This window comes from Streptomyces sp. NBC_01306 (assembly GCF_026340465.1).
In the GTDB taxonomy this organism is placed as follows: Bacteria; Actinomycetota; Actinomycetes; order Streptomycetales; family Streptomycetaceae; genus Streptomyces.
Genome location: NZ_JAPEPC010000004.1, coordinates 14,300 through 32,736, shown reverse-complemented (window position 1 = coordinate 32,736; position 18,437 = coordinate 14,300). Strand labels below are relative to the sequence as shown.

Genomic DNA, 18,437 nt, shown 5'->3' with positions numbered 1-18,437 from the left:
CACCCCAAGGCGCGCGCGTGTCGTGCGCGCGCGAGGGTGCCCCAGGCGGTGACCGTCTGTCAACTCCGAGAGGGAGACGTCATGGCCGACGACGACGGCCCCAACAACTTGATCCACTTCCCCCGCGTGGGCTACACGGCCCCTGCTGAACCCCCTGCGGAGACGCCCGGTCCGGCCCCGGCCGACGTGCCGTTCGCGGCCCCCGCCGACGTCTCCCCGGCACCCGCAGACGCCCCCGAAGCGTTTGCACCCGCGACGCGAACCTCTCCTCTGGACACGATCGCGGCCCTGCCCGAACCCGGTCTCGGGGCCCCGTTCACCGCCGACTCGGGGACCGCCACGGCCCCCGCTCCGGCGGGCGCGATGGTCCCGGCGACGTTCCGGTCCGAGGCCGGGCAGCCGGCCGCCGCGCCGCGCCTGGGCTCGCTGTCCCTGGCGGCGATCCTCGCGGTGTCGCTGGCGGCCATGCGCGGCATCCACTCCGCCGTCGCGACGGGCCGGGCCAACCGGGAGCAGCGTGAGGCGGTCGCGAAGACCGCGAGCACCGCCAAGGACGGCTCCTCCGGGGGCGGTTCGAAGAAGCAGGTGCAGCCCAGCCACGAGTACGGCCGCAAGTCCCTCCAGCGCGGTCCTGGCGGCCCGGGAGGCCGCTCCGGCGGCGCTGGTCCGGGCAGGTCCGGGCGAGGCGGCAGCGGGTCGTTCGGCGGCTCGGGAGGCCGGGGGCGCGGCGGGTCGACGACCCGGTCGCCCAGCGGTTCCGGCGGCGGCTCGGGCGGCGGGCGCGGACGCGGTCCGGGCTCCGGCTCGGGCGGCGGAGGCCGCACCACCTCGCCCAAGAACGGCTCCGGGATCACCCCGCTCAAGCGCAACTCGCAGGGTGGCGGCCACAGCCTCAAGAAGAACCGCGGCCCCGGATCGTCCGGTGGATCGGGCGGTTCGGGAGGCTCCAGCGGCGGCGGAGGCGGCAGGAAGAACCGCGGCCCCAGCAGCGGCGGCGGGTCCGGCTCCTCCGGCGGCGGCTCCACCACGAACCGCAAGCGCGGCCCCGGCAGCACCGGGGCCGGGGCCGGCGGTTCGGGCGGCGGTCCGGCCAAGAAGCGCGGACCGGGCTCCGGGACGGGAACCGGCAAGACGACGGGCCCCGGCACCAAGAGCCCCGGCACCGGCAAGGGCACGGGCGGGAAGACCACGCCCGGCACGACCAGCTCGAAGGGCCCCGGCACCGGCAAGGGCACGGGGACCGGCCCGAAGGGCGGGACGAAGAAGTCGCCGCGCGGTACGACCGGCCCGTCCGGGATCCTGCGCAAGAAGCCCGGCACCACCACCTCCGGCACCGGCCCCAAGACGAAGCCGAAGGGGAAGGGCAGCAGCGGCGCGGGCACCACGGCACCCGGCAGCAAGCGCGGGAAGGGCAAGACCCGCTCCGGCAAGGGCGGGACCGGCCCGGCCTCGGTGCCCAAGACGCCGGGCGGGAAGTCCCGCAAGGGCAAGAAGCTCACGCTCACGCCGGGCATCGCGCACGGCACGTTCGCGTCCTCGGTGAAGCAGGACTGCCGCTGCCGCAAGTGCCGGCGCTTCCGCAAGGAGTACAGCCGAAAGGTCCTCGGGGCGATGAAGTCCGCGGCCCGGGGCCGGACCACCTTCGGCGAGGCGGTGCACGAGACCGCTGAGAAGCGGCTCAGGCGCCGCCGCAAGAAGATGGGCCCGCCGGTCGTCACGAAGGTCAAGGTCAGGAAGCCGAAGAAGAAGACCGGCCCGAAGACCAAGACCCCCAAGCCCGGCAGCACCACGCCCGCCGGGCCCGCCGCGAAGGCACCGGCCGGCCCGGCCGCGAAGGCGCCGACCCGCCGCACGCCCTGGTCCACGGCCAAGGCACGGGCCCGCAAGCGCGCCCGGATGCGGACCACCACGGTCCCCGCGCCCCGCCCGGCGCCGACGACCGGCACGACCACACCGCCCACGACTCCGGGACCGACCGGTCCTCCGGCAGCTGCATCGGCCCCGGCCGCTGCGGTCGCCGGGGCCGTCACCGCCCCGGCCCCGCCGGGCGGCGGCACGGTGCCGGGCACCGGCACACCGCGCCTGTCGCCGTTCGAGGCGATGGGCATGGCGACGGCGGTGTCCGCTCCGGCTGATCCGATCACGGTTGAGCGGGCCGACTCCCCGGGGTCCGGCCCGTCCACGTCCGGCGCGGGCACCCCCGCGGCCGGTCCCCCGAGCACGAAGGAGAACAGCGTGAGTGACGCCTGGCTGACGAAGTGGGGCAGCGGCAGCGTCGCGGACATGGACGCGCAGCACGAGACCGAGGTCACCCTCGACGACACGCTCGACGTCCTCGAGGAACTCACCGTGCAGTCGTTCAAGGCGCACGAGACCTGCAACAAGCTCTCCGTGAAGGCGCGGCAGATCCGGTACGAGCTGGACGAACTCGCCGCCGACCTGCGCTCCACGCACAACGTCATCGGGCGCCTGACCGGCGCCGCGATGGCGAAGCTGGCGGAGTCCATGGAGCTCCTGGCCCGCAAGGCCGACGAGATGGCCATCAAGTCCCTGACGGCCGCGGAGCTCTCCGAGAGCGCGGAGAACGCGATGTTCGACGCCTACCGGCCCCTGGTGCAGGCGACCGAGGACGCCGGCCTGCTCGTGCCCGCCGCCCGCGTCCACAACGAGAACTGAGAGGAGATCAGCACGTGAGCGACAACCTCCCCGCCATTCCGGGCATGAACAACGGCGTCGCCAGCACCGGCGGCGGCGCCAGCAACGGCAACGGCTTCCTCGCCCTCGCGGGCCGGACCGCCAAGCTCGCCGCCTCCGCCCTCTTCCTCAAGGAGGGCATGCACCTGCTCCGCTCTCACATGCAGGCCAACGCCAACGCGGCCATGCGCCTGTCGGAGATGTGCGGCCAGGCCGAAGTCGAGCCCCAGTTCACCTCGATGATCGAGGACACCTCCACCGCCCTCACCGGCGTCGCGGAGGCATCCGGCGAGATGGTCAACGCCGCCGACGCCGTCGACACCGACGCCCGCGGCTTCAACGGCGCGCACGAGCGGGAGTACCGCCCCGGCTACGAAGCCTCCAACGGCTCCGGAGTCCGGCAGGCCAAGCCCGGCTTCTACCGGCGCTCCGGCCGCCGCAGCTGACCCACCCCACCCCCACCGCAGCAGGGACCGCGCCCACACCGGGCGCGGCCCCTGCTGCCCCTGCCCTCGAACGGAGGCTGTGTTGAGCACCATCGACCAGGCGGCGCCGACCGCCGACACCACCAAGAGCGTCCCGAGCCACGTCATCTACCGGCGCGTCCTGGCCGAACGCACCTCCTACGCCCTCGCCGCCGCCGGAATGGCCGTCGGCCCCCAGCTGGACGACAGCGCCTGGTCCTACCTCGCCTCCGGCGGCATCGGACTGGGCACCCTCGCCTGGCTGTACGCGAAGACCAAGGACCCCGACCAGGGCCTCGGCATGCTGACCCGGGCGCAGCGGGCCATCCCGTTCCTGACGGCCGCCAGCACCTACGTGGCGAACCTGATCACCCCCGGCTTCAACTGGTGGGAAGTCGTCGCCCCCGCCGCGTGGGCGTCCCTGATGGGCTGGATGGCGCCGCTCACCCGCAGCGCCGGCCTGGTCCTGGAGCTCACCGAGCACCAGGCGCAGGCCGGCCCCGCCCGGGAGCTGACGTACACCGAGTTCCTCGCCGCGAAGTGGGCGCAGGCCACCGGCGACGGCACTCGCCTGGTGTCCATCGCGCCGTTCCGCGCGGACCGGCCCGACTTCGAGGCCGTCGTCGTCGCCCAGGCCGGGAAGGCGGTGCCCACCTTCACCGAGGTGCAGCTGGCCGCCGCGTTCGACTTCCCGGTCGGCACCGTCAAGATCCGCCCGGTGCAGGGCTCCGGGCCCGGCCGGATGCGGCTGGTCGCCCGCCCCACCTCCGAGGACGTTGAGGCTGTAGCCGAAGGCATCCGGGGCCTGTGGGATAGCGCGGTCTCCGCCCCAGGCAAGGCCGCCCCCGGCGTTGACCTGGTCAACTACCGGGCCGAACCGCACCGCATCGTGCTGCATGTCGCCGCCCCGCCGGGAAAGGAGATCCACCTGCCGCACCGGGCGATCTGCTCCGCGTTCGGCATCGACGACCCCTCCCGGCTGGTCATCGAGACCGACGGCATCCGACAGGGCGTCGTCTCCATCTACAAGACGAACCCGCTGATGAAGGTCCGCAAGGCCACCGTCGAAGACCTGACGATGGACTCCAAGGGCCGTATCACCATCGGCGTCTGCCACGACGGCAAGCCCGCCCGGATGCGGCTGTGGGACCCCGAACTGGGCGCACTGCGCGGCATCACCGCCGGCGTCACCGGCGCGGGCAAGTCCGTCCTGCAGAACCTGATCCTCGCCTCGGAGAAGCGCTCCGGCGTCGTCTCCTGGGTCGGCGACGTCCAGGGCGGCATGTCGCTGCCCGAGGCGGAAGGCCGGGTCGACTGGTTCGCCAAGGGCCCGGTGGAAACGCTGCTGATGCTCACGGCCGCGCACGCGGTCATGAAGTACCGCGAGCACGTCAGCAACGCGATGGGCCGCGGGGACTTCGCCCTCGGGCGGCCGTGGCCGCTCATCAACATCACGCTGGACGAGATCAACCGGCTGCTGTCCCACCCGGACGAAGCGATGCGCAAGGCCACCGCCTACCTCATCGCCGACATCCAGAAGACCGGCCGCAAGGTCGGCATCGGCATCCGGCTCGCCGTGCAGTCCCTGCACCTCAAGGACCTCGGTGACGACGACGCGATCCGCCAGCAGGGCAAGGTCGGTGCCCTGTTCCTCATGCGCACCGCCTCCTCCTCCACCAAGGAGATGGGCCTGGACGGCATCGCCCCGACCGGCTTCCAGATGGAGAACATCCCCGCCCGGATCTACGAGGACGGGCAGATCGAAGCCCTGTTCTCCGGCAAGGACGACGAGGACGGCGAGTCCACCGCGGGCATGGCGTACATGTTCCTCGACGGGCGCGCCAAGTTCATGCGCACGTTCTTCGCGAAGAAGGTCGACGGCGTCTACCCCGACCTGATCGCCCTGTACGGCGACGAGCCGGCGAACGGACTGACCGAGGGCGAGGCCAAGGCCGCGCAGGCCGGGGCCGCGATCTACGGCGTGCGGCACACCAACCCGTACGCCGACTGCGAGACCCTCGCCCAGGCGTTCTCCGACGCACCCGACAGCAAGCCCACGGCCGGCCCCCCGGCCGCCGACGCCGACGCCGACGCCGATGAGGCACCTGCTCCGTTCGACGCGCCGTTCGGCATCCCGTTCGGGGACAGCGGTCCCGACCTCGGTGAGGAGCCCGGCCTCCAGGACCAGATCCTCGAACTGCTCGCCGACGGGCCCCAGCAGCTCAAGGACCTGCGCGCCGCGCTGCCCGGCTTCCAGCCCTCCAGCGTCAGCAACGCCTGCACCCAGCTCAAGGCGAAGGGCCTGGCCATCTCGCGCAAGCGCGGCCACTGGCAGCTCGCCGACAGCTGACCCGCACCCACCACCCACTCACCGAAGGAAACCGATACCCGTGGCCCTGTCGATCTCCCTGGTCCTGCTCCTCGGCATCATCGTCTTCATCCTCGTGCGCACCGGCTACCAGCGGATCATGCCGGGCATCGCCGTCGCCCTGTTCGGCTTCTTCCTCGCCAGCACCGGCATCGCCCCCACGATCACCAGCGCCGTCTCCTCCGTCACCGGATGGATCAGCAGCTTCTGACCAGCCCCGCCCGACCCCGCCGAACGAGAAGGAGAACACGACGATGAACCGCCCCCTGGTGCTCCTGGTCGACGACGCCGCCGACGTCCTGGCGGCCAGCCCCGAGGCCCGCGCGCTCGTCAACGAGCTGCTGCGCACCGGCCGCCGCAACGGCCTGGTGGTCCGCTCCGAGGGCCGTCGGCCGCTGCCGCACTGGCAGTACCTGACGCCCGGCGCGCTCGAGGCCGCCGCCGACCGGCAGCAGTAGTCCCGCCCGCTCCCCCGCCCCTGCGCCCTCCCTGCCCACCCGGCGGGGAGGGCGCCCCGCGTCTGCCCCGAAACGGAGATCACCGTGGACTTCGACCACATCACCCGCCCGCTCACCGACGCCGAAGCCAAGGCCGAAGCCGAGCGGATCATCGCCCGGTCTTTCCAGCCCGAGACGCCGGTGCGGCACATGCCGACGTCCTTCCGCGACGACACCCCGCTGCCCGCGTACGGCGACACCCCGCCCGTCCATCAGGACGACAAGCGGATCGTCCCCGCGTGGGCGGCCGGGATCGCGGTCGCCTCCATCGGCGTCGGCGCCGGCATCACCGGCATCGGCTGCGGGGCCTGGCTCGTGCTCCAGGGCCTGGCCTCCGTCACGCTCTACGGCGTTCTCATGGTCACCCTGCCGTTCGCGGGCGTCGCCATGGTCGCCACGGCGATCGGCGGCGCGATCAACAAGGCCCGCAGCGCCGTCACGAACAACGTGTACGAGGCGCCCGTCGTGCAGAACACGCAGATCAACAACACCAGCAACCAGCGCGGGATGTTCTCCCGCACCCGCAACGACGTTCGCTGACCCGGGCGCCCTGCCTCGTATCCGACACCCCGCCACTCGTGCCGGGCTTCGGGTGCGGGACAGGCCGTCCGGCCTCGCGGTCAGTCGTAGTCGATCCAGATCCGGCCGTCGCCGTCGACCTCGGCACCCCGGATCTGCCCGTCGACGATCGCCCCGTTGATCGTCACCTCGACGTCCTCTTCCACGTCGATCCACAGCACACCGTCGTCGTCGGTGAACGCGGGCCAGATCGTCCCGTCCGTGTCCACGACCTCTTCGAAGACGACTTCCTCCGGCTCATCGCGGGTGAACCACCCCATCGCAGCCGCCTCCCCTCTCCGGTCCTGTCGCACACAGCTTGGCCCACTCGCACGCTCCGTGAACACCGCATCGACAACAAGGAGTTGCCCCGTGCAGTCCAACGACAACACCCCCGGCCAGAACCGCCAGGAGCTCGCCTACCTCCCCGTGCCCTTCCCGAAGGCACCGCCCAAGCCGCCGCGGTTCGCCGCGCTGCGCGACGGGCTGCGCGACTGGTGGACCAGGGCCTGGGACATCGACGGCGTTCTCTACGAGATGTGGGAGGACGTCCTCAGCGCCCCCGAGGACGGCCCGCGGCACATGGCCCCCTGGATCCGGGCCGTCCTGATGGCGGCCGGAGTGTCCTTCGTCGTCCTGATGGCCAAGGCCGCCGGCGAGGTCGTCCTCCAGGCCCTGCACCAGCTGCTCACCGCCGTGCCCAAGGTGCAGGTCGGCGTCGACACCTCCAGCGGCGTGGCCGCCGTCGTCGACCAGCCGGTGCGCACGTACATCGCGCAGCACTCCGCCGGCCTCGCCGTCGAAGGATCCACCGTCTACACGCTGTGGCTGCTCACCGGCATCGTCGGCCTGGTCCTCGGCTACCTCTCCCGGAACAACGGCGTGCGCGCGATGTGGACCGCGTGGGGCGCGGCCACCGTGTTCATGGTCTGGACGACCACCCCGGCAGCCAGCCGCCCCATCGCGGCCGGGCTCGCCGTCCTCGCCTGGACGTTCCTGTCCGCGTTCGCGATGCGCGGCCTGACCCTGCGCCGCCGCGTCGTCGCCGGGCGCCCCGCGAAGGTCACCGTCAAGCCCGAAATTCACGTCCCCGTTCAGCCCCCGGCCCCGGCCGCCGAACAGCACCCGCACAGCGGCTGCCCGTTCCGGGACTGACTTCCGGTCGCTCCGCCTGGTCCTCGCCCACCCCGTTCCCGGGTGGGCGAGGGCTGGACAGGCCGACCGGCCACCTCGCGCCCCGCCGACACAGCACGACGTCGGCGGGGCGCGGCGCTTGCTGTCCACCGACATCAGGAGGAACCGCTCGTGCTCATTCCCCGCCCGCGCCGCCGGATCGGCCGGCCCCGCCCGCAGCGCCCCGGCCCCCGCTACCCGCAGCGTCCCGCCCGGCTCCCCGGTACCTGGAGCAGGTGATGCCCCGCCCCCGGAAGAGGCGCCGCCGCGAGGTCAAGCGGGTGCCGCGCAGCACCGCGACCTTGGAAGAGTTCGACCGGCGCACCTGTCCCGAGGGCCTGGTCACCCGGCGGCAGTTACGCGAGCGCGGCCTGAGCCCCGGCGGGCACGGCCCGGTCGCGGTCCTGCGCTGCAAGGGGTGCTCATACCGGCCGGACCAGTCGTGCAACCACCCCACCCGGGCCTGGCTCTACAGCGTGGAACTCGCCCGGCCGAAGCGCACGCCGACGCTCGCGCAGGAATGGGCGCTGGACCGGGCGATGGCCGCGAGGTCCACGTGCCCGGCGTGCAAGAGGCGCTACTACTTCTGCCTCCCGCTGCGCACCCAGGGCTGCTGCGACCCCTGCGCCAGGGGCTACGAGCCCAGCCCCGACACCTACTTCGCCTCCACGGCCCCGGTGACCCACCGGCTGGCCGCCTGATCAACGACCCTCCCGAAGGAGAAGTCACGATGCTCAGCAGCCTCTTCGCCCGCCGCTCCGACGTGCAGGACCCGGCCCTGTGGACGCCGCCGGGAACCACCGTCGTCCAGCGCTACCGCAACACCCTCGGACCGCTGGAGGGCGCGATCGTCCTCGTCTACACCTCCGCTAGCGACCGCAGCTCCTCCTACGCCGCCGCGTGCCTCGGCTGCACCTACCGCGCGGCCCGCAACGACCGCCGCGTCCGGCTGACGGAACCGGAAGCCGCCGACCTCGCCAACGCGCACGCCGCCCACTGCCGCGCGATCAACCGAGGCGTCCCGGCGATCCCCGACGACGACGCCGCCGCGCAGATCGTGCGCAGCCGCCTGCAGAGCAAGCGCCCGCACGGCACCTCACCGCACCCCGTGCACCTGACCGACTTCCTCGAGGACCGCGTCGACCTCCAGCGCGACGACGACTTCATCAAGCAGACGATGTTCGAACTCGTACGGACCGAGGGCCACTTCCTCCAGGCCGCGCCCGCGTACAGCGGCACCGGCACCCGCTTCCTGGTCCAGCCGCACCCGCCCCGGAAGTAACCGCCACACCGCACAGACCATCGCCCCGGCCGAACCGGCCGGGGCGACAGCACCTCCGCGGGGCGACCGCAGCATCGGCAAGAGGCCGGCCGCCCCGCTCCCCTTCACCCATGTCGAGATCAGGAGAACTCCAGCATGCATCGTCCCGCCGCCTTCGCCGCCCTGCTCGGACTGACCCGCGCCGCCAGCGCGATCGGCGACTTCTGGGTCCAGAACGACTTCTGCGCCCGCGTAAAGGGCGCCTCCGACGACGTCCCGGTCACCTACGAGGACCCGGCCACCAAGGAGAAGACCACCCACGGCAGCGCCGACGGCCGCAAGGCGTGCCTGCACCACTGCCTCACCTACACGGCCACGCAGGCGATCGTCGCCGGACTCGGAGCCCGCGCGCTGGGCATCCGGGTCCACCCCGGAGCAGCCGCGGCCGCGCTCGCCCTGTCGTTCGGCACGCACTACATCGCGGACCGCCGGGTGCCCGGCCACGGGGTTCTGGAGAAGCTCGCCGACAAGACCGGCAAGACCAACTTCTACAAGCTGGCCGACTTCGGCATGAACGGCGCCTTCCACCTCGACAACTCCTGGCACCACGGCTGGGAGACCGTCGCCGCGCTCATCGCCACGACCAAGGCCACCACCCGGTGACCGGCCGGACCCGTACGCGACTGGAACGCGTTCGCGCCTCAGTCGGGATCGCCTCGCTGGCCCTCCAGCAGATCGAGGACGACCTCAGCGCCGACGACGTCGACCAGGAGGAGCTCGCCGCGATCCTGCGCGAGCTCATCGAGGACACCGACCCGCCCGGCGGCTTCATCGCGGCCGTCGCGCAGCTGCTCACCGCCGCCGCGCGCCGTGCCGAGCAGATCGAGCCGGACCGCGACGGAGACGCCTCCTGCCCACTGCACGAAGCCGCCGCCCTGATCACCGACAACGCCGGCCAGCGCCTCATCTGGGCTGCCCGCTCCCTTCACCCGCAGGGAGACATCTGAGATGGCGAGCGCCAAGGCAACGAATCCTCCCCGGGGGCAGTGCACGCAGTGCTGGTTCCACGCGTACGCCAGCCGCGAGGCCCACGCCGGGCTCGGCCCGCGTCAGGACTGCCCGCAGTGCGTGGACCACATGAACAACGGCCACCCCAACCACATGATCGTCCGCTGACGGCGCTGCGCGAAGCCGCCGTACAGCTCACCTCCCACGCCGGGCAGCGCCTCATCCGGGCTGCCCGGCACCCTCACCCGCAAGGAGATCTCGCATGACCGAGCTGATCTACCCGGAGATGCCCGAGCACAGCCTCGTGGTCCTCATCGGCCCGTCCGGCGCTGGGAAGTCCACGATCGCGCGCACCTGGCCCGCCTCTCAGGTCCTGTCCCTGGACGAGCTGCGCGAGGTCGTCAGCGACGACGCGGGCGACCAGGACGCGACCGGCGACGCGGTCGCCGCCCTGCACCTGTTCCTGGAGGCGAGGATGCGCCGCCGGCTGTTCACCGTCGTCGACGCGACCAACGTCACGGCAGCAGCCAGGGAGCCGCTGGTCGCCGCCGCCAAGCGGCACGACATGCTCCCCATCGCGGTCATGGTCACCACGCCCGGCAGCGTCTGCATCGAGCGGCAGGGCCCGAGGCCGGCCAACCGCACGGTGCCGGAGGACGTAGTCGTCAAGCAGCGCCAGGACATGGTCGACTCCCATCGGACCCTCAAGGCGGAGGGCTTCCCCGAGGTCGTCTTCTCCGACAGCCTCTACCGGCTGCTGCCGTTCCTGGAGCGCCTGAGCGGGACGCGGCAAGCCGACCTCGGACTGGACGGCAGCGACGGCCTGGGCGAACTGAACCTCGTACGCCGGACCTTCGGCGAGGAGATCCTGCCGCTGTGGCGGTGGAAGCCCGGCTCGAACGTCGCCGGCGGCGACCGCGTCGCGGAAATCCGCCTCGGTCAGATGTACCTCACCCTCGCCCTGCGCACCGACGTGGACGGCGAGGGCGACGTCGGGTTCGACGTGATGGTGCCGTGCCCGGACGACGACGAATGCACCGGCTACGCCTGGGTGCCCGCCTACAGCGTCACCTGCCTGTTTCGCGCGCTGAACGGCGACCTGGACGACGACGAGGACATCGTCTGCACCGTCCACGGCCCGAACAACGACGACGACCAGGACGACCAGGACGACGACCCCGACGGGCGCGCCGACCTCGAAGAGCAGGCCCTCGAAGCGATCCGAGGCTGACGGACCTCCGTGCTGCCCCGGCCCCGGCTCACCGCCGGGACCGGGGCGGTCGCAGTGGTCCCTCAACCGCCGCGATCACGAGAGGAGATGGACGTCATGACCCAGCCCCCGTACTACGAGGTCGACGTCCCTATACGGAGCACCGAGACACCCGGCCTGGAAGGCGTGCACGTCTTCACTGGCTGGGCGGACAGCCGCAGCGCCGCCGTGAAGGCCGCGCACGAGGTCTACGACGCGGCGCGCGCCGCCGCCGAAGCCGGACGCGAGATTCCCCACGGAGGTCCGGGCGGCTGGTGCGCCTGCGGATACCGGCCCGGCTGGGAGCTCGACTGGCCCGCCGCGACGGCCGGCCCCTGGAGGAGCCCGTACAGCTGGCTCAACTCCAAGCCCTTCGAGATGTAGCTCTGCCCCGGGACAGCCGCTCTGCTTGGCGGCTTCGACGGCTGCCCCGGGCCCACCCAACCCGTACGAGACGAGAGGGAGATCCTCAGTATGGACTCCGTTCTGCGCGTACAGGGCCGGATCGGCCCGCGCACCCTCCTGATCACCACCGCCGCCCTGCCGCTCACCGGCTGGACCGTGCACGCCCTGGCGCTGCACCGCAAACTCGCGGCCACTCGGAAGGACCCGCTGACCGGCCTGCTGCGCCGCGACGCCTACACCGCCCGCGCCCGCCGGCTCCTGGCCCGCCACGGCGACAAGGTGACCGTGGTCATGGTCGACGCCGACCACTTCAAGCAGATCAATGACGGCATGGGCCACGCGGCCGGGGACACGGTCCTCGCCGCGATCGGAGCCCGGCTCACCGCCTGGGCGGGCCCGCACGCGTCCGTCGGCAGGCTCGGGGGCGATGAGTTCGCCGTGGTCCTGGAGCTGCCCTCCGACCGCCGCGAACAGCGCCTCGCACAGTTGGTCCGGATGCTGCACACCCCGGTCACCCTGGACGACGGCCGCACCGTCGACGTCGCCGCCTCGGTCGGCGCCGCGGCCCCGGCCTCGGTCGGCTCCCGCGACCTGACCGTGCTCCAGAGGGCCGCCGATGCCGCCCTCTACGACGGCAAGCACTCCGGCCGCGCGGCCTTCGCAACGGCGCAGCACGTCACCGTGCCGTCCATCAACGGCCGCCGGGCCGGGCGTCCGGGCACCAGCGTGTGGGGGCGGGCCGCATGAGCATCGCGACCCTGCCCGAGGGCGACTGGATCCGCGGCATCAGCATCCGGCAGCCGTACGCGGCCTGCATCCTCGCCGGAGCCAAGACGGTGGAGAACCGGCCCGCCCGGTGGCGGACCGGCTGGGTGCTGCTGCACACGAGCCAGACCGTCGACCGGCCCGCCCTGCGCGTCCCGCTGATCGGCCGCACGATCCGCGACCGCCAGCTGGTCACCGGAGCGGTCGTCGGCGTCGCCCGGATCACCGACTGCCACCAGGACCTCGAGGGAGCGCCACTCTGCTCGCAGTGGGCGCACCCGGACTCCTGGCACCTGGTGCTCGCCGACGTCCAGGAATTGCCCCTGCCCGTCCCCGCGCGCGGGCAGGTCGTGCCGTGGAAGCCGACCCCGGACCTGCTGGAGCGCGTGTTCCAGCAGCTGCCCGACTTCCGGCCGTGACCCGCACCGGAGACAAGAAGAAGCCGTTCGAGCCGGGCCTGGTCCCGGCTCCCGGCGCGCTCCTCGAATGGCGCGACAGCCAGCACTACGACCGCTGGCAGGACCGCCCCTGCGTGCTGTGCGACAAGCCCACGCCGATGCGCTCCCACGCCGGGGAGCCCGTCCACAAGGCGTGCGCTGAGGACTGGATCGCCGCGAACCCCGTTGAGGCCCGCCTCGGCAGGTTCGCCTCCGACACCCAGTCCAAGAGCACCAAGCGCGCCACCCACGCCTGACCCCTCCCCCCGGAGGTCCCCATGAGCAGCACCGACCGCGACGTCGACCACACGCTCGCCTACCCCGAACCGCCGGCCTCTCCGCTCTGGCACCGCCACGGCACCGCGAAGGCCCGGCCGCTCACGCCCGCTGAGCAGAAGCGCAACTGCGAGCTCCTGGTGCTCGCGCAGCGCACCCCCCGCTCCCGCTCCCGCTCCCGCTCCACCAAGACCCTGGCGGAGGCCAACTGATGGACACCAAGCACTGCGCCGTCGACGGCTGGGTCGACGCCATCCCCACCCCCGGCCGCCGCTCGGACACCGCCACCTTCGACCTGATCGTCCGGCCCGCCGACATCGACACCCTCGCCGACGACGCGCCCGACACGGTCGTCTCCTGCACCAGCGGCGACCCCCGGATCACCCACGCGCTGCTCACCGGGATACAGCCCGGCGACCTGCTGCGCGTCACCGGCACCCTGGTCCAGCCGCAGGTGCCCGGCGAGGACGCCCACCTCACCGTCGACGGCCTGGAGGTCCTGGACACCGCGCTCATCCCGGTCCTGAGCGACATGGTCATCGACAGGTACGCCGACTACGTCGTCATCTTCGACGGAGACCACGACCAGGTCCCCGTCTTCACCGCGAGCGGCCGGTGGGTCGGCCTGGCCGACAACCCCGACGCCATCGCCACCCTCATCGACATCGACGAGCGCGTGAACGGCGGTGACGCCTGATGGCCACCGTCGCGCCCTCCCGCACCGTCCTGGAGCGCTTCCCCGCTGGAGGCCCCCGCGGCTCCTGGCCGGCCGAAGCGTACGCCGCTGCCCAGCGCGCTCAGGGCACGCAGGCGGAGGTCGTGATGGACCTCCGCACCGACCAGTTCCTCGTGGTCACCGACACCACCACCCACTGATCCACTTCACCGAGAGGTGCACATGACCGAGACCGAGACCACCCGCTACACCGCCGACGTGGTCGCCCTGACTCCCGACGGCAACGTCCTGCTGATCGAGCGCGACTGGCCGCCGTTCGAGGGCGCCTGGGCTTTGCCGGGTGGCCACCAGGACGAAGGAGAGACCAGCCGCATGGCGGCCGCCCGGGAACTCCTGGAGGAGACCGGAGTCCGCGTCGACCCCGACCAGCTGCGCACGATCGGCACCTGGGACCAGCCGGGCCGCGACCCGCGCGGCAGGTACAGCACCGACGCCTACCTCGCCGTCGTCCCCGCCGGCACTCCCATCGCCGCCGGGGACGACGCCCGCACCGCCCGCTGGTGGCCCCTGGACGCCCTGCCGGAACGACTTGCGTTCGACCACGCCGACATCCTCCGCGCGGCCACGACCTCCTGAGCCACACCGCAGCGAGCCCCGAAGCGCCGCACCCCGACCGGAAGGCCGGGGTGCGGCGCTTCCCCGTTCTCACCACCCATCAGCACACCGAGAGGCCCCGCGTGTTAGCCACCCTCATCACCGCCGCACTCACCATCGTCGCCACCCTGCTGGGCGCGATCGTCAGCGGTCGCTTCGCGGAGCGCGCCGCCGAACGGTCGGTGCGCGTCAGCCACGGCGAGGCGATCCGCCGCGACCGGCTGGAAGCCGTCACCGCGCTGGCCTGCGCCGCCAGCGACCACCGCACGGCGATGTGGAGGCGCGGCGACGCCGTCCTCACGGGCGCCAGCTCCGAGCGGATCGAGACCCTGCGCGGCGAGAGCCACATGACCCGCAGCGCGGTCACCCGCCCGCTGGTCGCCCTGCGCGTCCTCTTCGAGGACCAGGCCGTGCGCGCCGCCGCCGACCGCATGATCACGCTCACCTACGCGATCCGGGACGCGTACGCCACCACCGAAGACCTCACCGCCGCCCGCGAGGCCGCGAAGGTCGCGCACGACCAGTTCGTGAACACCGCCGCCCGCTACCTGAGCCCCGCCCCGTCGACGGCCAACCGCACCCCCGAACAGGAGCCCACCCGATGAAGCGCCCCACCTTCCGCCGCTGCGGGACCGCCCCCGGCGCCCTCTCCCCCGAGGACCAGGCCGTCGTCGACCAGTTCCGCGCGATGCTCACCGCCGTACGCAACCCGCAGCCCTGGACGCCCGGCGGCTCCCAGGACATCGCCGTGCGGGTCGGCCCGTTCGTGGAGCGCGCGCACACCCGGCCCGGCGACGACCACGGCCCCGAGATGATCGCCGTGGCCCTGGTCCACCCCGACACCCCGCACGCCGCGGGCTACCTCCACGGCCGCCGGCTCGGCTACACCGAACGCGGCTGGCTCCGCTGCGACACCAGCGCGATCCTCGGTGTCTGGCAGCCCGGCTACGCGATGCTCACCCACGCCGCCGCGAACCTCGCCCTGCCCGATGACGTCGGGATGGAGCTCGCGCACTACGCCCTCTACATCGAGGCCCGCAAGCGCGACGACAGCCTCGACGGCTACACCCTGCTGCGCCTCGGGCCGTACACCCAGACCCGGCACGCTCAGCAGGACTACGACCGGCTCACCGCCACGCTGGAGGGCCGGGAGACCACCGCGGTGCCCGGCTTCCGCGTCTCCGCGCGGTACGCGCCGTTCGACGTCAGCGACCATCAGCTGTTCGTCGACCCGTACGAGGCCGACGCCGTCGCGCTCCTGGACGCCGCCGTCGCGGGGGTGAGCGCATGACCACCCCGGCCCTGTACGAGATCGAGACCAGCGAGAGCGACGACGGCACCACGCACCCCGCCGAACAGCTCTGGACGCCCTGCGCCGACGGCGCGGCCGACCACGGGTTCATCGCCCACCAGGGCCTGTTCGTCGCCGGGATCGACGGAGCCGACGATGACCTTTACCCGGTCGGCTTCCTGGTCCTCGGGCACCAGCGGTGGGCCGACGCCATCGAGGCCGCCGCCGCGTACATGTCCCGGACCCACGGCTGGCGGAACCTGCACCTCTACCCTGGCGACGACCCGGCGGTCCTCATCCCCCGCATCCCGCGCGCCGTCCACACCCACGGCGCCTTCTTACGGCACCCGCACCCCGAACACGGCTGCGGATGCGAGTGGGACGACACCTGGCGCATGGTCTGGGCACCCAGCACCGAGCCCGGCGCCATCCCGATCACCGCCCTGCGACACCCCGCCGCCCCGGCGACCGCCGCCGGCCTCCCCAACCCCGACGAAGACGGTGCGCCCGCGACCTGGGCGACCTGACCTCTGCTCCACCCGAAGCCCTGCCTCCGGCCCCGTGCCGGAGGCAGGGCTTTTTTCGTTTCTGGAGTCAGAGCCGTCAACTCCGCGCCGTCCGGCACTCGATGGATCATGAGCCCGGAAATGGACTCCCCAAATGGGGAGCGATGCTCGCAAGCCAGTCCTGGCAAGGGTTCTGGGTGTGCCAAGATGCCCCTGCCGCGCACGGTGCGGCCCACGCATGAGTAACAAGGAAGGGCACCCCCCGTGCTGAACCCAAGCGCAGCGCAGCCGATCGAACCCCCCGAGGGAAGTACCGTCGTCGGCACAGGGAAGGGCGGCGTCGGCAAGAGCACGGTGGCCGCGCACCTCGCCGGCGAATCCGCGGCTGCCGGGGAGCGGACCCTCCTCATCTGCGTGACCGGGCAGGATGACGACGACCTCGGCATCAAGCGGTTCAACCGCGGAATCCACCCGGAGGGCCCGTCCGTCATAGACGGTGAGGGTCTCTACAGCGCCATACACGATCGCACCCCGCTCCGGCCGATCCGGGAAGTACGCCCGAACCTGGACGTGATGCCTGGCGGGCCCAAGGTCGGCGAGATCGACGGACTCCTGATGCTGCGCACGCTCCAGGAAGGCGCAGGCGTCGTCATGTCGCTCGCGCAGGCCCTGGCCCCGATCGCGGCTCTCTACGACCGCATCATCTTCGACAGCGCCCCGGAGAAGGACTCCCTGGAGCAGCTGGTGCTCGCCGCCGCGAAGTACCTCATCGTGCCCACCCGCTCCGACGATTCCTCGGTCCGCGGCATGGAGCGCATCAGCAAGAACTTCAAGCTTGTGAAGACCCAGGTGAACCCTCACCTCCAGATGGCCGGCGCCTTCCTCTACGGCTCGAACCGCGCGGCGACGCTGATGCACGCGGCCGTCTACGAAGACATCCGCACGGCTCTGGGCGAGGGCACGCCGATCCTGGAGACGATCGTGGGCTACCGAGAGGTGCCCGCCCGCAACGCCCGCAAGAAGGGCCTGCTGTTCGGCGAGTACGCCGACCTGCTCCCGACGACCGCGACCACCTACGACGTGAAGGCCGGCCGCGCGACGTCGGCCGACGTCGTCCCGGACACGATCGTCCCGCTGGCCAAGGAGATGCGGGAGCTGAACCAGGAAATCTTCGACCACACCAGGAGGAGGGCCTGATGGGCCTGTTCGACGTCGACGAAGAAGCCCAGCAAGGCCAGGGCGCAGGCGGCCTCTTCGGCGGAGGTCTGGCGGCAGCGGCCGGTGCGGCGAGCGTGGTGGTCAAGCCACTGCCCGGCACATCCCTCGCCTTGATCCCCGCGCCGTACCAGCCTCACAGCGAAGACGAGCTGTCCGACCAGGAGCGCGCGGACCTCGAAGCCTGCAAGGCCGGGGTCGACAACCTCCGCAACGCCTTCTGGATCGCGGGCAAGTCGTTCGAGACCATGAGCGTGGCCAAGCTGCACCGCGAGGAGAACCCCAACTACGCGGCATGGGTCTGGGACACCTGGGAGGTCTCCGAATCCCAGCTCTACCGGCTCATCGACGAATGGCGCGTCGGCGAAGCTCTCGCCAACCTCGGGCACAAGCCGCCGGAGTCCCACGTCCGCGCGATGACCGAGCTGCGCCGCCAGACGAACGACAAGGTCGCGATCACGGTCTACGACACCATCGCCCGATGCAGCCCCCGCGTCACAGGGGAGCTCGTGGAGAAGGTGGTGGGCGACCTCGGCTTCCTCCCGAAGGACGCCAAGCCCGCCGACGTTGGCCGTCGCGTCCGCGAGCTCCTGGAGGCGCCGGAGAAGAAGCCCGACGCCGACGAGAAGAACGACGGTGTCCCCGACATCAGCTCGCTCGGCGACGACTCCCCAAATGGGGAGTCGAGCCAGAAGCCCAGCAATAGCAAGGCGGACCCCCTTGCGACGAAGGACATCGAGCGACTGCAGAACACCCTCGTCTCCCTCCAGGAGGCGGCGAAGAAGGTGAACAAGTCGGCAGCACGCCGGGCCGTCGAAGCACAGCCGGACATCGCCGTCCCGCTCATCCAGGAGATCGGCTCGCTGCTCCAGCAGATCGACAGGGCCGTGGCGATCAGGCTCCCGAAGGCGGAGTGACCTCCGAGGTCGATGACGAAGGC

General features: G+C 72.2%; 27 protein-coding genes. 26 read left to right on the top strand and 1 reads right to left on the bottom strand.

The annotated features are described in order from the left end of the window. The first annotated feature begins 81 nt into the window (after window positions 1–81). The 6 genes from OG385_RS37220 (at window position 82) to OG385_RS37195 (ending at window position 6,563) form a co-directional block, all read left to right on the top strand. Window positions 82–2,676, top strand: a complete 2,595-nt coding sequence (locus OG385_RS37220; RefSeq protein WP_266862587.1) for a hypothetical protein — start codon at window positions 82–84, stop codon at window positions 2,674–2,676. Between the two features lie 14 nt (window positions 2,677–2,690). Continuing rightward, window positions 2,691–3,140, top strand: coding sequence for a conjugal transfer protein TraB (locus OG385_RS37215; RefSeq protein ID WP_266862586.1), 450 nt, complete (start codon window positions 2,691–2,693; stop codon window positions 3,138–3,140). 82 nt (window positions 3,141–3,222) lie between these two features. Next, window positions 3,223–5,508, top strand: a complete 2,286-nt coding sequence (locus OG385_RS37210) for a hypothetical protein (protein WP_266862584.1) — start codon at window positions 3,223–3,225, stop codon at window positions 5,506–5,508. A gap of 40 nt (window positions 5,509–5,548) precedes the next feature. Next, window positions 5,549–5,737 (top strand): hypothetical protein, encoded by a 189-nt coding sequence (locus OG385_RS37205; protein WP_054219701.1) that lies wholly within the window; start codon window positions 5,549–5,551, stop codon window positions 5,735–5,737. Between the two features lie 43 nt (window positions 5,738–5,780). Next, complete coding sequence (locus OG385_RS37200; RefSeq protein ID WP_266862583.1) at window positions 5,781–5,984, top strand: hypothetical protein; 204 nt, start codon at window positions 5,781–5,783, stop codon at window positions 5,982–5,984. 84 nt (window positions 5,985–6,068) lie between these two features. Continuing rightward, window positions 6,069–6,563, top strand: a complete 495-nt coding sequence (locus OG385_RS37195; protein ID WP_266862581.1) for a hypothetical protein — start codon at window positions 6,069–6,071, stop codon at window positions 6,561–6,563. Window positions 6,564–6,643: 80 nt separating this feature from the next. Here the strand turns inward: OG385_RS37195 and OG385_RS37190 are convergent, their stop codons facing one another. After that, the gene (locus OG385_RS37190) at window positions 6,644–6,862 is read right to left on the bottom strand and encodes a hypothetical protein (protein WP_054219704.1); all 219 of its coding nucleotides are present in this window, start codon (window positions 6,860–6,862) and stop codon (window positions 6,644–6,646) included. 91 nt (window positions 6,863–6,953) lie between these two features. On the opposite strand from OG385_RS37190, the gene OG385_RS37185 reads away from it, so the two are divergent. From OG385_RS37185 to OG385_RS37090, 20 genes are all read left to right on the top strand, one after another. After that, the gene (locus tag OG385_RS37185; protein ID WP_266862579.1) at window positions 6,954–7,736 is read left to right on the top strand and encodes a hypothetical protein; all 783 of its coding nucleotides are present in this window, start codon (window positions 6,954–6,956) and stop codon (window positions 7,734–7,736) included. 257 nt (window positions 7,737–7,993) lie between these two features. Further along, a complete protein-coding gene (locus OG385_RS37180; RefSeq protein WP_266862578.1) occupies window positions 7,994–8,455 on the top strand; it encodes an RRQRL motif-containing zinc-binding protein in 462 nt (153 codons plus the stop codon). A gap of 29 nt (window positions 8,456–8,484) precedes the next feature. Further along, entirely contained in the window at window positions 8,485–9,036 is a 552-nt protein-coding gene (locus OG385_RS37175) for a hypothetical protein (RefSeq protein WP_266862576.1), read from the top strand. Between the two features lie 135 nt (window positions 9,037–9,171). Next, complete coding sequence (locus OG385_RS37170) at window positions 9,172–9,678, top strand: hypothetical protein (protein ID WP_266862574.1); 507 nt, start codon at window positions 9,172–9,174, stop codon at window positions 9,676–9,678. After that, window positions 9,675–10,022: a hypothetical protein gene (locus OG385_RS37165; RefSeq protein ID WP_266862572.1), complete on the top strand. Its 348-nt coding sequence runs from the start codon at window positions 9,675–9,677 to the stop codon at window positions 10,020–10,022. Before OG385_RS37170 ends, OG385_RS37165 begins: the two co-directional genes overlap by 4 nt. A gap of 1 nt (window position 10,023) precedes the next feature. After that, window positions 10,024–10,191, top strand: a complete 168-nt coding sequence (locus OG385_RS37160) for a pRL2-8 (RefSeq protein WP_266862570.1) — start codon at window positions 10,024–10,026, stop codon at window positions 10,189–10,191. Between the two features lie 94 nt (window positions 10,192–10,285). Then, on the top strand, window positions 10,286–11,254 hold the full coding sequence (locus OG385_RS37155; protein WP_266862568.1) for an ATP-binding protein: 969 nt from the start codon (window positions 10,286–10,288) through the stop codon (window positions 11,252–11,254). An 87-nt stretch (window positions 11,255–11,341) separates the two neighbouring features. Further along, complete coding sequence (locus tag OG385_RS37150; RefSeq protein ID WP_266862567.1) at window positions 11,342–11,656, top strand: hypothetical protein; 315 nt, start codon at window positions 11,342–11,344, stop codon at window positions 11,654–11,656. A 90-nt stretch (window positions 11,657–11,746) separates the two neighbouring features. Beyond that, complete coding sequence (locus OG385_RS37145; RefSeq protein ID WP_266862565.1) at window positions 11,747–12,424, top strand: GGDEF domain-containing protein; 678 nt, start codon at window positions 11,747–11,749, stop codon at window positions 12,422–12,424. Beyond that, window positions 12,421–12,861 (top strand): hypothetical protein, encoded by a 441-nt coding sequence (locus tag OG385_RS37140; RefSeq protein WP_266862563.1) that lies wholly within the window; start codon window positions 12,421–12,423, stop codon window positions 12,859–12,861. The genes OG385_RS37145 and OG385_RS37140 overlap by 4 nt, the downstream gene beginning before the upstream one ends. Continuing rightward, the gene (locus OG385_RS37135; RefSeq protein ID WP_266862561.1) at window positions 12,858–13,136 is read left to right on the top strand and encodes a hypothetical protein; all 279 of its coding nucleotides are present in this window, start codon (window positions 12,858–12,860) and stop codon (window positions 13,134–13,136) included. The genes OG385_RS37140 and OG385_RS37135 overlap by 4 nt, the downstream gene beginning before the upstream one ends. Window positions 13,137–13,157: 21 nt before the next feature. Beyond that, window positions 13,158–13,367: a hypothetical protein gene (locus tag OG385_RS37130; RefSeq protein WP_266862559.1), complete on the top strand. Its 210-nt coding sequence runs from the start codon at window positions 13,158–13,160 to the stop codon at window positions 13,365–13,367. Beyond that, the gene (locus OG385_RS37125; RefSeq protein WP_266862557.1) at window positions 13,367–13,852 is read left to right on the top strand and encodes a hypothetical protein; all 486 of its coding nucleotides are present in this window, start codon (window positions 13,367–13,369) and stop codon (window positions 13,850–13,852) included. Before OG385_RS37130 ends, OG385_RS37125 begins: the two co-directional genes overlap by 1 nt. Beyond that, window positions 13,852–14,031, top strand: coding sequence for a hypothetical protein (locus tag OG385_RS37120; RefSeq protein WP_266862555.1), 180 nt, complete (start codon window positions 13,852–13,854; stop codon window positions 14,029–14,031). The genes OG385_RS37125 and OG385_RS37120 overlap by 1 nt, the downstream gene beginning before the upstream one ends. A 22-nt stretch (window positions 14,032–14,053) precedes the next feature. Further along, window positions 14,054–14,467 carry an NUDIX hydrolase gene (locus tag OG385_RS37115; protein ID WP_266862554.1) on the top strand — a complete coding sequence of 138 codons (414 nt, stop codon included), beginning with the start codon at window positions 14,054–14,056 and terminating at the stop codon, window positions 14,465–14,467. Window positions 14,468–14,568: 101 nt separating this feature from the next. After that, a complete protein-coding gene (locus OG385_RS37110) occupies window positions 14,569–15,090 on the top strand; it encodes a hypothetical protein (RefSeq protein WP_266862552.1) in 522 nt (173 codons plus the stop codon). Then, window positions 15,087–15,776, top strand: a complete 690-nt coding sequence (locus tag OG385_RS37105; RefSeq protein WP_266862550.1) for a hypothetical protein — start codon at window positions 15,087–15,089, stop codon at window positions 15,774–15,776. The genes OG385_RS37110 and OG385_RS37105 overlap by 4 nt, the downstream gene beginning before the upstream one ends. After that, window positions 15,773–16,303 carry a hypothetical protein gene (locus OG385_RS37100; protein ID WP_266862548.1) on the top strand — a complete coding sequence of 177 codons (531 nt, stop codon included), beginning with the start codon at window positions 15,773–15,775 and terminating at the stop codon, window positions 16,301–16,303. Before OG385_RS37105 ends, OG385_RS37100 begins: the two co-directional genes overlap by 4 nt. Window positions 16,304–16,546: 243 nt before the next feature. Next, the gene (locus OG385_RS37095; protein ID WP_054219719.1) at window positions 16,547–17,479 is read left to right on the top strand and encodes a ParA family protein; all 933 of its coding nucleotides are present in this window, start codon (window positions 16,547–16,549) and stop codon (window positions 17,477–17,479) included. Continuing rightward, window positions 17,479–18,414 carry a hypothetical protein gene (locus tag OG385_RS37090; RefSeq protein WP_266862545.1) on the top strand — a complete coding sequence of 312 codons (936 nt, stop codon included), beginning with the start codon at window positions 17,479–17,481 and terminating at the stop codon, window positions 18,412–18,414. Before OG385_RS37095 ends, OG385_RS37090 begins: the two co-directional genes overlap by 1 nt. Window positions 18,415–18,437: the final 23 nt, after the last annotated feature.